The organism is Pseudobacteroides sp. (genome assembly GCF_036567765.1).
GTDB lineage: Bacteria > Bacillota > Clostridia > Acetivibrionales > DSM-2933 > Pseudobacteroides.
The window spans coordinates 17636-31881 of sequence record NZ_DATCTU010000098.1; the positions used below are offsets into that span (position 1 = coordinate 17636).

Annotated in this window: 8 protein-coding genes; 4 read left to right on the forward strand and 4 right to left on the reverse strand. The window is 39.2% G+C overall.

Going from position 1 to position 14246, the window contains the following annotated elements; translation table 11 throughout:
* The first annotated feature begins 14 nt into the window (after positions 1-14).
* The 4 genes from carA to VIO64_RS15670 all read left to right on the forward strand — a co-directional run bounded on the left by carA (position 15) and on the right by VIO64_RS15670 (position 5784).
* Positions 15-1070, forward strand: a complete 1056-nt coding sequence (gene carA, locus VIO64_RS15655) for a glutamine-hydrolyzing carbamoyl-phosphate synthase small subunit (protein ID WP_331919897.1) — start codon at positions 15-17, stop codon at positions 1068-1070.
* A 19-nt stretch (positions 1071-1089) separates the two neighbouring features.
* Positions 1090-4302 carry a carbamoyl-phosphate synthase large subunit gene (gene carB / locus VIO64_RS15660; protein ID WP_331919899.1) on the forward strand — a complete coding sequence of 1071 codons (3213 nt, stop codon included), beginning with the start codon at positions 1090-1092 and terminating at the stop codon, positions 4300-4302.
* A gap of 66 nt (positions 4303-4368) precedes the next feature.
* Positions 4369-5289, forward strand: a complete 921-nt coding sequence (gene argF, locus VIO64_RS15665; RefSeq protein WP_331919901.1) for an ornithine carbamoyltransferase — start codon at positions 4369-4371, stop codon at positions 5287-5289.
* 18 nt (positions 5290-5307) lie between these two features.
* Positions 5308-5784 carry a GNAT family N-acetyltransferase gene (locus VIO64_RS15670; RefSeq protein WP_331919903.1) on the forward strand — a complete coding sequence of 159 codons (477 nt, stop codon included), beginning with the start codon at positions 5308-5310 and terminating at the stop codon, positions 5782-5784.
* A 107-nt stretch (positions 5785-5891) separates the two neighbouring features.
* Here the strand turns inward: VIO64_RS15670 and VIO64_RS15675 are convergent, their stop codons facing one another.
* The 4 genes from VIO64_RS15675 to VIO64_RS15690 all read right to left on the reverse strand — a co-directional run bounded on the left by VIO64_RS15675 (position 5892) and on the right by VIO64_RS15690 (position 14155).
* Entirely contained in the window at positions 5892-9617 is a 3726-nt protein-coding gene (locus VIO64_RS15675) for a bacterial Ig-like domain-containing protein (RefSeq protein WP_331919905.1), read from the reverse strand.
* A 30-nt stretch (positions 9618-9647) separates the two neighbouring features.
* Positions 9648-9989 (reverse strand): LytR/AlgR family response regulator transcription factor, encoded by a 342-nt coding sequence (locus VIO64_RS15680; RefSeq protein WP_331920013.1) that lies wholly within the window; start codon positions 9987-9989, stop codon positions 9648-9650.
* 183 nt (positions 9990-10172) lie between these two features.
* Positions 10173-11057 (reverse strand): response regulator, encoded by an 885-nt coding sequence (locus VIO64_RS15685; protein WP_331919907.1) that lies wholly within the window; start codon positions 11055-11057, stop codon positions 10173-10175.
* Positions 11054-14155, reverse strand: a complete 3102-nt coding sequence (locus VIO64_RS15690; protein ID WP_331919909.1) for an ATP-binding protein — start codon at positions 14153-14155, stop codon at positions 11054-11056. The genes VIO64_RS15685 and VIO64_RS15690 overlap by 4 nt, the downstream gene beginning before the upstream one ends.
* Positions 14156-14246 lie beyond the last annotated feature (91 nt).

Sequence of the window (14246 nt, forward strand, 5' to 3'; positions counted from 1 at the left end):
TAAGGAGAGATTGCATGAAGTCTGTTTTAGTTCTTGAAGACGGCACATATTTTACAGGTGAAAGCTTTGGCCGCAAAGGTGAAGCTTTCGGAGAGATTGTATTCAATACCTGCATGACCGGATATCAGGAAGTAACAACTGATCCTTCCTATAATGGGCAGATAGTTGCTATGACTTACCCTCTAATAGGTAATTACGGATTCAACCAATTGGATAATGAATCTTACAAACCTCATATACAAGGCTTTATTGTAAGTGAGCTTTGTGATTACCCCAGCAACTGGAGATGCGGCATGAGTGCCGACAAGTACTTTGAAACCAATAACATTACCGGTATTAAAGGAATTGATACAAGGGCTTTGACTCAATATATCAGAAAGTTTGGAAGCATGTATGGTGTAATATCCAGCGAATGCGGGAACATAGATATACTGATGGAAAAACTTAAGTCCGAGAAAGAACGCAAAAGAAATCTTGTAATGGAAGTTACTACAAAAATTCCTGTTTATAAACCCGGTCCAGGGAAAAGGATAGTTGTCATGGACTTTGGGGTGAAAAACAATATAATAAGGGCTCTGCAGGACAGGAATTGCTATATATGCATCCTTCCTGCCTTTTCTACTTTGGATGACATTGTGAAACATGACCCTGAAGGTATACTTTTATCTAACGGCCCCGGTGATCCTATGGACCTGTTGTCTGTTAAGAACACTGTAGAAAGCCTCATTGGTTTAAAACCCATTATGGGAATCTGTTTAGGTCACCAACTTCTTGGAATTGCCCTGGGCGGGGTGACATACAAGCTTAAGTTCGGTCACCATGGAGGCAACCACCCGGTTAAAGACCTTAGAACAGGCCGTTGTTATATTACATCACAAAATCACAACTACGCTCTGGAAAAGGACTTTTCCAAAGATGTAACCATTACCCATGTTAATATAAACGACAATACTACAGAGGGCTTCAGGCACAACACACTTCCGATACTTAGCGTGCAATACCATCCGGAAGCCGCTCCAGGCCCACAGGATTCTGCTTATATTTTTGATGAATTTATGAATTTATTATAGATTTAAATCGGAGGTCAAAATGCCAAAAAGGGAAAATATAAAAAAAGTGCTCGTCATTGGCTCAGGTCCTATAATAATAGGTCAGGCGGCAGAATTCGACTACTCCGGAGCTCAAGCCTGCAAATCCCTTCGCGAGGAAGGCATGGAGGTAGTATTGGTAAACAGTAATCCTGCTACTATTATGACCGACAGAGAAATAGCAGATCATGTATACATAGAGCCAATTACCCTTGAGTTTTTGAAGAAAATTATAATAAAAGAAAAACCTGATGGAATACTGGCTTCCTTAGGAGGGCAGACAGGTCTTAACATGGCTGTTGAACTCTCTGAGGACGGCATACTCCAAGAGCTTGGAATAGAGCTTTTAGGAACCTCCTTGCAGTCTATAAAGCTCGCAGAGGATAGGGAGCTTTTCAAGCAAACCATGAACAGAATTACTGAAAAGGTCCCCCAAAGTGCCATAGTCACCAATATGGCAGATGCTCTGGAGTTTGCGGCGACCAACAAATTTCCCATTATCATAAGGCCGGCTTATACATTAGGCGGTACTGGCGGTGGAATTGCTACAAATTTGGATGAGTTTGAATATATTTGTGGCAAGGGACTTAAGCTCAGTATGATAAACCAGGTCCTTCTTGAGCAGAGTGTTGCAGGATGGAAGGAAATCGAATATGAGGTTATCCGGGACGGTGCCGACAACTGCATAGTAGTATGTAATATGGAAAACTTTGATCCGGTGGGTGTACATACAGGTGACAGCATTGTTGTAGCACCAAGCCAGACCTTGTCTGATATTGAGTATCAGATGCTCAGATCCGCCTCAATAAAAATAATCCGTGCTCTGGACATAAAGGGCGGATGCAATATACAGTTTGCCCTCAACCCACACAGCTTCGAGTATGTGGTCATTGAAGTAAACCCAAGGGTTAGCCGTTCAAGTGCTCTTGCATCTAAGGCTACAGGATATCCTATTGCCAGAGTGGCTGCCAAGATCGCAATAGGCCTAAATCTTGATGAGATAAAGAATTCTGTAACTCAAAATACTTATGCCTGCTTTGAGCCATCCCTGGACTATATCGTTACTAAAGTGCCCAGATGGCCTTTTGATAAATTCATTACAGCAGACCGAAGCCTGGGAACTCAAATGAAAGCAACCGGTGAGGTCATGGCTATAGGCCGAACCTTTGAGGAGTCACTGCTTAAGGCTATAGACTCGCTGGATATTAAAATCAATTATCAGCTTGGACTAAGCTTATTTGAAAACAAAACAGTGGCAGAACTGATGGAATTTATCCAACAAGCCCATGATGAAAGAATTTTTGCTATATGCAAGGCTCTGCAAAAAGGTGTTACTTGCGAAGAAATATGCAAGGTAACAAAAATCGATATGTTTTTCTTGAAAAAGCTTGAAAAAATCGTAAATATGGCGGAAGACATCAAAAATGCAGGCATAGCATTTTTAGATTATGACCTATACACAAGGGCTAAGAAGATTGGTTTCGGTGATTCGTACATTGCAAACCTGACCCGTGTATCTGTAGATAAAATAAGCGATTTGCGGCACAAGTACCCCATAAATCCGGTTTATAAAATAGTTGACACCTGTGCCGGTGAGTTTGAAGCAGTAACGCCTTATTATTATTCAACTTATGAGGAAAAGGACGATGTAACAGTATCTGAAAGCAAAAAGGTCCTTGTTATCGGTTCAGGCCCCATAAGAATAGGCCAGGGAATTGAGTTTGATTACTGCAGCGTTCATTCCATCAAAGCACTTACAGAAATGGGATACGAATCAATAATCATAAACAACAACCCGGAAACAGTAAGCACAGATTTCGATACTGCTGATAAGCTTTACTTTGAACCTCTTACTAAAGAATGCGTGCTCGATATAATAGAAAAAGAGGAGCCTGTGGGCGTTATAGTGCAGTTTGGGGGCCAGACAGCCATAAACCTGGCGGCTTCCCTTCAAAAGGAGGGCGTCCGGATACTTGGTACATCTGTTATTGATATTGACATTGCAGAAGATCGGGATAAATTTCTTAAGCTGTTAGAAAAGCTGGATATACCCATACCCCCAGGAAGCACTGCTTTTTCTATTGACCAGGCAAAAATTATAGCCAACCAGATCGGCTATCCTGTTTTGGTAAGACCTTCATATGTGCTTGGCGGAAGAGCCATGGAAATAGTATACAATGACCAGATGCTGGATGAATATATGGGCAGGGCTGTTGACTTGTCATCAAGACATCCCATCCTTATTGACAAATATATAGAAGGCAAGGAAATTGAAGTGGACGGGATCTGCGACGCTACAGATGTAATTATTCCCGGGATTATGGAACACATCGAAAGGGCCGGTGTTCACTCGGGAGACAGCATCTCAGTATACCCATCAAGGTCTCTTTCGCAGGAAATTAAGTATACTGTTGTAGATTACACCATAAGGCTGTCAAAGGCACTGAATATTCTAGGGCTTTTTAACATACAATTTGTAACAGACAATGAAGGCAAGGTTTACGTAATAGAGGTAAACCCAAGGGCCAGCAGAACAGTTCCCTACATGAGCAAAATAACAGGTATTCCAATGGTAAATGTGGCGACAAAGCTTATTTTGGGTAAAACATTAAAGGAAATGGGCTATACACCCGGCCTTTATAAAGAAACAGAGTTTTATGCAGTAAAAGCCCCTGTATTCTCCTTCTCAAAGCTCACCACGGTAGACACATTCCTTGGACCTGAAATGAAGTCTACGGGAGAAGTAATGGGAGTTGATAAGGATTACCACACAGCACTTTACAAGGCATTTGTAGCGTCAGGACTAAAGATTCCTTTAAACGGAACAGCACTTATATCTGTAGCCGACAGGAACAAGGAAGAGTGCAAGGACATAGCACAGAAGCTTTGGGATCTTGGGTTTAGGCTCATCGCCAGCGAAGATACTTATTTATATCTATCAAGGGCAGGAATAGAGGTTGAAGCAGTTTCCAATGAGGAAATACTTGATTATTTGAAGAACGATAATATTTCTCTTGTAATCAATACTCCAACCAGGGGCAGAATACCTACCAGGCTTGGATTCCAGTTAAGGAGAACCGCCATGGAGTATAACATTCCCTGCATTACCTCAATTGATACAGCTAATGCCGCATTGGAAGTTCTTGAGCATATTATCAACAAAAAAGATGCTGCGGTTTATGCATTGGACGAATATTCAGAATTACAAAGTTAAATGGGAATTATAAAAAACAACCGATCGTGCCTAACCATGAAAATAACTTTTTAGGAGGAATATACTATGAAGCACTTAATAAGTGTTTATGATTTGACATTAGAGGATATCAACGAAATTTTCAGCCTTGCAGAGAAGCTCAAGAGGCAGCTAAAGGAAGGCGTAGAGCATAAACTTTTAAAAAATAAGACCCTCGGGATGATATTTACAAAATCCTCTACTAGAACCAGGGTTTCATTTGAAGTGGGAATGTATCAATTGGGCGGTTACCCACTCTTCCTAAGCTCCAATGACATTCAACTTGGCAGGGGTGAAACCATATATGATACAGCTCAAGTTCTATCCAGGTATATAGACGGTATAATGATACGTACTTTTGATCACAGTGATGTGGAAGAGCTTGCCAAATACGGTGATATTCCTGTTATTAACGGACTTACTGATCTTATGCACCCATGCCAGATTTTAGCCGACCTCTTTACTGTTTATGAGCACAAGGGTGAATTGAAGGGCCTAAAGCTTGCGTATGTAGGTGACGGCAATAATATTGCAAACTCACTGCTCCATGGCTGTGCAAAAGTAGGAATGGATATATCTGTAGCTTCACCGAAGGGATATGAGTGCGACATGAACATCATAGCTGAAGCACAGAAGGATGCAGAGATTTCGGGCTCTAAAATCGTTCTTACAGAAAATCCTTATGAAGCTGTCAAGGATGCAGATGTAATATACACAGACACCTGGGTAAGCATGGGTCAGGAAGCCGAAAAAGCAGAACGCATTAAAATCTTCATGCCATACCAGGTTAACAGCGATCTGTTCTCAAAGGCTAAGGAAGATGCAATTTTCCTCCATTGCCTGCCTGCATACAGGGATTATGAGGTTACTACAGATATAATTGACGGTTCGCAGTCTCTGGTTTTTGATGAAGCTGAAAACAGACTTCATGTTCAAAAAGCTATTATGGTTAAACTAATGGGACAATAATCAGGAAGGTATTTGGCTATGAATTACTCGTTTATAATCAGGAAGGCAACCGCTGAGGATGCAAAGGCTATCCAAACCATTACAAAAATGGCTTTTAAAAAGTATATGGAAGATACCGGCCTTGAAGGAACAATGGATGCCCTTGAAGAAACTATCGAGGATATCGTTGCGGACATATACTCAAAAGAAGTTTTTGTTGCCTTCATTGATGATACTCCGGTAGGTACAATACGACTTAAGATAAACCCCGATAACACTGCATACATAAGCAGGTTTGGTGTCAATACCGAATACCATAATATAGGTATAGGCAAATCACTCATTAATCTGATTGACAAGGTAGTAAAAAACAAGGGTATAAAGAGAGTTACCCTTCACACTGCTTCCAAATACAAGGATCTCATCAGGTTTTACTACGGTAGAGGCTTTTACATTGAGTCTACTTCTTGTGATCGCGGATACATACGTGCACTACTGGTAAAAGAATACAATTAGGGAATTAGAAATCCCTCCTAAATCTTATAACAAGAGACTTAGGAGGGATTTCTTTTAATAGTGCCTATTATAGATGCTCTATAAGAGCCAGAATTATTGGCTTATCCTCACAAAGTCATATTTGACAGATTATAAATAACCTGTGCCATTTGTGCTCTATTTGTCAAATCTTGAGGGTTAAGCTTTACATTACTGCTGTTAATGATTCCATTATTTACGAACAGAGTCATTGCTTCCTTTGCCCAAGTAGCGATATTACCGGAATCACCGAAGCGTTCAATGTTTTCACCATCTGAAATTGCAGGTAATTGTTCAATTTTCTTTAATATATTATATAACATAGAAAACATTTCTTGTCTTGTTATTTCTTTATTAGGAGCATATAAGTCATTTCCGATTCCATTAGTTATACCAAGCCTTTTAGCCGAAGAAAGATATCCGGAATAGTATGTGTTTCCTGCATCCTTGAAATTTTCTGTCCAATTCTCATCCGGTTTTAAATTATATGCTCTCATAACCATAACAATAAATTGACCTCTTGTTAATTTGCTTTCCGGTTCAAATTTACCATTACCGTTACCAACAGTGATTCCTCTTGATGATGCAAAGCTTACTGCATCACTATACCAAGCATTACTTGTCACATCGGAGAAACTTAATTTGTTATAGCCAATAGCATATTTTGAGAAATGTGTGGTTTTAAATGTGATCTTACCTGTTGTGGCTTCGTATTTGCAGTTTTTAACTATTTCTGCCACACCTTTATCATTTATGTAATAAACCACTATTGCATTGATATCTTCTTCCGGCTTTGGTGAATAAGGAACTGATACAGCCACATTTCCTCCAAATTGTGATATGGTTTTTTCTTCACTTGTAACATTGAAATCATATACAGGTCTATCTCCTACAATTTGTCGGGTATCCGGAGATAATGTTGATGCTTCAACCTTTGAAGCTGTAATTTTTATATCACCCAAATTTGCATTTGAAATAGTTGAAAATGTCTTTTTATCGAATGAAATAGAAGCAACCTGGGATGAAATAGTAAAGGAATCGGCTTTACCTTCATGTATTAGCTTTATTGAATCTTTGTCTATATTGACTTCCACTGCATTGGCTGTTGCAGGTGTTTCCACTTCAAACAAAATTTTAGCGGACGCTTCTTTCCCATCCTTGACAGCTTTAGCTAGTGCCTTATTGATGGCAGTATTCGCCTCAGATTGTGTAATTTTAGCTGATGCATTGCCTTTGGTATCAGTAGTAGCAATTACAATTAACGAAGAATCATCCAGGTTTTTCTTTTTGTCTTCATCCTTTACGTTTGGTGTGGCTTTTGCCTCAGTCGGTGTTGATGTAGAAGTTGGAATGCTGGTAGGAACACTATTGTTAATTGATGAATTTGATGGAGAAGCAACTATAGATACTGTATAAGTTACTATTTTCCCTAATATAGTAATTGTAAGGGTTTGACTTTTGACCGCCGAGGCACTATTGAATCCTGTAATATCATTTTTTGATATGGTTTCTACTCTTGTGCTGCTGTCAGGATATGTGCCTGTTACTTCAAGTCCTGTAATGTCAAGTTTATCACCAACTGTATAACTCAGTTTTGAGGCGGGTTTAGTTATGGAAATACTGTCGGGAGCTATTATTTGTATATCATAAGTTGTTGTCTTTTCGGCAAAGGTTATGGTGAGTGTTTGAGTATCTGCCAAGTTTGAACTATCAAATCCTGTTATATTCTCCGCAGTAATATTTTCAATCCTCTTACTGAAATCGCTATAAGTGCCCTCTACTGCCAGTTCTGCTATGTCCAGGCTTTCTCCGGTTTTATAGCTTAATTTTGCAGCCAGAGTTTTTATGGAAATACTGTCAGGTCCAATTACACTTATAGTGTAATTCAATGTTTGTCCGAAATATGTAATTGTAAGCTCTTGAGTCTCAGTTATTTTAGAGCTGTCAAAACCGGTTATATGGGAAGGTGATATAGGCTCAACATATGTTATATCACCGGGATAGGTTCCAGTTACTTCAAGACCTGATAAATCCAATGATTCTCCAATTTTATATACTAACTTGGAAGCAGCTCCGGTTACTGATATACTTGTGGGATTTTTTATATCAACAGTATATGAGGTTATTTTTTCTGCAACTGTTATGGTTAATATCTGACCATCTACTTCTGTTGAACTATCAAACCCGGTTACGTTGTCTTTAGTAATATTTATGGTTTTTGTCTCATCACCACTATAATTTGCAGTTATTTCAATTCCCGTGATGTCCAATGTGCTCCCAACCGGAAAAATCAGTCTTTGTGCAGGAACAGATATGGATATGCTCTCAGGACCTATAATATCAACAGTGAATGTTGTTGTCTTGTCACCAATAGTAATGGTAATAACCTGCCCGTTAACTGGCATACTGCTGTCAAAGCCTGATATATCGGACTGTGAAATGCTCAAATCCTTTTCAACATCACCGGAAAATATTCCTCTTACGGTTAGTCCTGTAATGTCCAAAGATTCTCCTAATTTGTATGTTGATTTAGTAGCTGGTGTATTGACTTCTATGCTTTGTGGACCGGATATTTTAACATTATAGGTAGTTGTCCTGCCAAATGCTGTAATGGTCAAAGTCTGACTTTCGGCAGCCACACTGCTGTTGAATCCTGTTATATTATTTGCAGCAATGTTAACAGGTATGGTGGTGTCATCACTATACTTTCCAACTACTTCCAGTCCAGAAATATCCAGTGTATCGCCTAGGTTATAATCCAACTTGGTTGCAGGGGATGTAATTTCCAAACTGTTAGGAGTAAGAACATTTATCTTGTATGTGGAGGATTTGCCGCTTACGCTAACAGTCAATACTTTATCTGTTGCTGCCTGAGTGCTGTTGAAGCCTGATACATTGGCTGAAGTGATGTTCACCTCTTGAGTGCTGCCGTCGGAGTAAGCACCATTTACAACCAATCCTGTAATATCTAAAGTTTCGCCTATCTTATAGTTTAACTTGACGTTAGTTGAATCAAGACTGATGCTTAGCAGTGTTTTTTGTATTTCTTGAAATTTGAACAGTGTGGGATATTTTTCTGCATAGGCTTTTGCTGTAGAACCAGCATATCCTTTTATAAGTGTTTTAAATTCGTCCGATGATCCTCCACTAGAATTTCCACTGTAAATTGTACGATAATCATCCGGTATTATTGTAGTTCCTGATAAAAAGGTAACTGTTCTAACTGTTGAATATCTAAGAGCAGTACCGATATCAGCAACCCCATGGGGTATTACCAGCGTATTGACGGGTGCACCTCTTATAAAATTACTTCCCAAATAAGTTATACTGGAAGGAAGAGAAAGTGTTTGCAGTTCCCAGCAATCAACAAAAGCTCCAAACTCAATTTTTGTAAGTGTTGAAGGAAGGGAAACATTTGCTAGTGTATGACAGTTATAAAAGGCACCATCATCAATTGTAATTACACCTTCCGGTATTATCACACTAGTCAATGTAGTGTTTGCTTGTCCTGTATAATTCATACCTGTACTGTATCCAGTTTTGCTTCCGGACTGATCTGTATACCCATCACCAATACTTGTAACCGGATACCCTCCATTTGTTTTTGCTGGTATGGTAACCGATGAAGCAGTTCCAAAATATTGGACAAGGGAAGCAGTGGAATTTCTAATCCTATACTTGAAATTTCCTTCTGTTATTTCTGTGTAATTATCTCCATATCCATATGATGAAAAGTTAAAACATGTAAACAAATATAAGATGGTTATTATGCAAACATAAATACGTTTTAGTCTGATTTGATATACTTTATTCATATAAGGGAGCTCCTTTACATTAGTGTATTTTTAACCTGCTCTTTCCAGTGCTTTCAAAATCCTATCCTTTCGGAGCGGCTTCAGTATGTAGTCCTCTACCCCAATATCAAAGCCGTTCCGGGCAAAGCATTCCTTTTCCGACATCAGTACAATATAAACCATCTTCAATCGCCTTTTCAAAGCCAGTGCAAGGTCCAACCCAGACATACCTGGCATCTGAACATCTACAAATATGATGTCAGTTCCTTCCCTGATGGCTGCTTCCATCGCTTCTACTGCTATGGAATATGTGCCTATTATTTCTATCCCATCTACTTCGTATAGAATGTCGGATAGTTCCTTCAGGCACCATTCCTCATCATCCACCATCATCACTCTCAACTCTTCACCACCTTGATTATTTATTTGACTATACTTTTATTTTACAAACAAGCACTAGCAAATCACTAGCAAAACACAAAAAAGGACAGCTTTTGGCCATCCTTTATCTTGATTTAATGAATTTATATTCATATTTCTGGGTTTATCTGATTTTTTTAAGCCTTTTCACCAAATTCAGATTCTCACCAAAGGCTTAAGCCTCTTTTGCAGCTCATTGAATTTACAAATATAGCTTTCTCGGACAATATCTGACCAGATCCAATCCTCACCTTCAAGATACTCACCCCTATAGTATTGTATTGCGTTTTTTGCCGCTTCAATGGTGCCGGATTGAGTAAATATTTCATATGCTTTATCAAACTGCCTCACATCCCAGTCTACATCCTTAACCCTCAAAATATATCTGTCATCGTTATACTCAATATTTATCCCTTTACACCCTATTTCCTTCAAGCTTTTTCTCAAGGCATATACAGAGGTCTGAAGATAAGCCAGAGCTTGTTCCGGCTCATACGCCGCCCACTGCTCATCGCAAAGCTTATATTTTGTCAGCCCCTTTCCTTCATGCTGTAAAAGATAGGCAAGAAGCTCCTTTGATTTGGAGCGGCTCCATTTGATTGTACGGCTTCCATCAGAAACCTCAAAGGAGCCGAAGCAGCGTATATTGCAGACGTTGCTTTGCATTTCCGATTTATTTTTAACCTTCATAATCAGCTTTTCAACAGCTTTGTTAAGCCGTTCAGGGCGTATAGGTTTCAACATATAGTCAATTGCATTTACGTCAAAGGCCTGTGCCGCATAATGATTGTAGGCTGTAACAAACAACACTTCCATGTGGGGATTAATTTGACAAAGCTTCTCTGCCAGCTCTATGCCGGTTACACCAGCCATGTCTATGTCCAAGAATGCACAGTCCGGTTTTGTTGAAGGCAGCTCTCGCAGTGCCTCCAACGGATCTGAATATGCACCTGCTACCTTGATATTTTTATAATCACCTAGCATCATCTTTAATTCTTCCAGTATCACATGCTCATCATCAACTAATATTGCTCGAATCATACCTCATCACCTCTATTCGAATTGAATATTTTCATTGTTACAGTTGTTCCTTGCCCTACTATGCTCTGAATATCCAGTCCCTGACCATAGTAAAGTATCATCCTCCGCTGGATATTCCTAAGTCCCACTCCTGTCTTTGGATTTTTTTCTTGAAACAGTTCCGATAGTTTTTCGGGCGGGATACCAATACCATCATCCTGTACTGAAATAATGATAGCTTTTTGGCTCTTTTTCACACCGAGCCTCACCATACCGCCTTGTGGCTTTTTCAGTATGCCATGACGTATGGCATTTTCAACCAGTGGTTGAATTGCAAGCATGGGAACTGAAATATCAATGGTTTCATCTATGTCATATTCTACTTTCAGCTTGCCTCTGAAGCGTTCCTTTTCAATGGAAATATAAGCACGGACTGTCGCAAGCTCGCTGGCAATGGGAGTCACTCCTGCAAAGTTTTCAAAGTTAAAGCTTCCTCTCAGATAATCTGCCAGATCATAAAGAAGCTCCTTTGTCCGCTGAGGCTCTCGCGTACTGAGTGCAGCTATTACACTTAAAGAATTATATAGGAAATGAGGTTTAATCTGTGCCTGTAAAAAGGATAATTCTGTGGTAACCATTCCATTGACTGATTCTTTAAGTTGTACAAGGGTTCTTACTCTTGCCTTTAGCTCTAAGGCCTCAAATGGTTTTGAAAGATAATCATTGGCCCCGGCTTCAAATCCTGCTTGTAAATCCTCCGGCCTTGCTTTTGCTGTGAGCATAAGTACCGGTATATCCATGGGCTGAAACCGCTGCCGGATTTTTTTCAACACTTCAAAGCCTGATATTCTCGGCATCATGACGTCCAATATAACAAGGTTGTACCTGCTTTGTCTTTCAATCTCCTTTAAAAGTTCTTCTCCACTTGTCACTGCTTTTACATAATAGCCTTCGTTATCAAGAATGTTGAATAATGCAGTAAGACTTGCAGGATCATCGTCCACCGCAAGGATTGAATATGTTCTTTTTTCTTTCTCTTCAGGTGAAGTTAAACCTGAAATTTCATCTGTTTTATTTAGTGTTCTGATTATACTTTCCACATGCATATCAGCTTTAGATTCCCTACTCAAAGGCAGTGTGAATAAAAACCTGCTTCCTTTTCCTTCTTCCGATCTCACCCAAATGCTTCCGCCATGAAGTTCTATCAGTGTTTTTGTTATGGAAAGGCCAAGTCCTGTCCCCCCTGCTTCCCTTGTTTCAGTAGAATCTACCTGAAAGAAGTGCTTGAAGATGTCCTCAAGTTTGTCCTGTGGAATTCCGCTGCCTGTATCCGTGACCCAAATCTCTGCATAATCATTCTTTATAGCTGCACCCACCTCAATATACCCATGCTGAGTAAATTTAAGGGCGTTTCCTATCAGATTGTAAAAAATCTGACGCAAGCGTTCAGCATCTGCCTGGACAGGAGGAATTCCTTCGGGTATGTTGTTGATAAATTCTATCTCCTTGTCGCCTTTAAGCTGGCTTAATACATATAGTGTCATACCTACTACCGAATGCAGATCAACAGGCCTTTTATATAGCCGGATTTCTCCATTTTTCAAGTTTGATATATCCAGAATATCATTGATAAGGTTGTATAATCTCCGTGCCGCAGATATAACTATCTGAAGGTTTTTCTCCTGCATTGCTCCAAGTGTTCCACGGCTGCTTTCCATGACCGAATTGGTGATATTGATAATACCGTTCAGCGGCGTACGCAGTTCATGGGAAGTGTTAGCCAAGAAAGCATCCTTAAGCTTGTCCAGTTCAAGAAGTCGGATGTTCATAGTCTCTAAAGTATTAAATGACTTGTTATACTGCTTTGAAAGCAGAGAGAATACCGTGCCAATAAAGACTATCATAAACATATATCCAACATAGTTGTCACTTTTGACATTATTCAGATACAATGTGCCATCAGCAAAATATAACAACACACAGGTAAAAGCCACAACCAAACGTATAAGCTCGGATTTCTCGAGAGCCCCATATTGCTTTTTTATAATAGCTGATAAAAACACGATAATTATAAATACATAGGCTGCCATACCTAATAGCAGGGCTATGTTCTGAAATTCAGATGCTGTAGAAAGAGGAAACAGTATAAAAAACACACAATATCCGCCGAACAATATAAGGATTGATTTTATAAACCACTTCGGTATTGCTTTTTCTGCAATTTTTTTAGCAAACAAGCAAACGAAAATTATTGTCAAATGAAGCAATACATTATGAATCTTTACCAGTATATCATATCGATCTGACAGGCTTTCAAACATCTGAAGAAGGATTTTCTCACCATATAAGCTTTCAAATAATGAAAATGTAAATGCATATAAACTATAATACAATATGCTCAGGTCTTTTCGCCTTCCCAAAAACACAAAAAAGTAATACAGCCCTGTAATAAACAGGCAAGCAGCTAAAAAGCCATTTAAAAAGTTATTGCGTACCGACAACATGTAAATGTTCTTTTGATTTCCTAAGTAGATACTTTGTACTATGCCACCTTTCTTATAGTCAAAGTCAGCAACCTGAACGATAATTTCTATGTCCCTGTCTTTTGGATAGAAGGTCGCAGAATAGGGTGTATTTGCCATAACATATCCATCTTTTTTGTACAAAGCCGGATTTCCACTGGACAAAACTTCAGTGCCATCAATGAAAATACGGCTGGACATACGGATACTGGTGGTTTTTATCCCAGCTGCCGCCAGGCCATTCCCCAAGTGAACCTTCAATCTATAGGTAGCAGCTCCCTTATCAGAAAGCCGTACATTTCCTATGCTGCCCTGCCAATCGGAAGGCACCTTAATATATCCCGTAAGAGTACTTGTTTTTGGCTCAACTAAATCATTGGGTGTAAGAAGCCTGTTCCAATAAAATTCCCATTCTCCATCCAGTCTGACATTACCGTTTTTGCCAAAGTTCCAATCAGACAAGTCAAGGTAGCCTTGGTGGGCTGTGGGCTGAACAGGTCCATAGTTTTTTTGCCATAAATACAAATAAATTACTGTACCAATTATTATAAATAGAATCAGAACATATTTTTTAAAAAAACTGATTTTATTTATCACATTTCAATCCTCTTATGCTCAAAATATTCTTTCATGTATTTATCGTAAAACTAAAGTAAAAAGTTAAGTACTTAAGTTTCATACAAACATG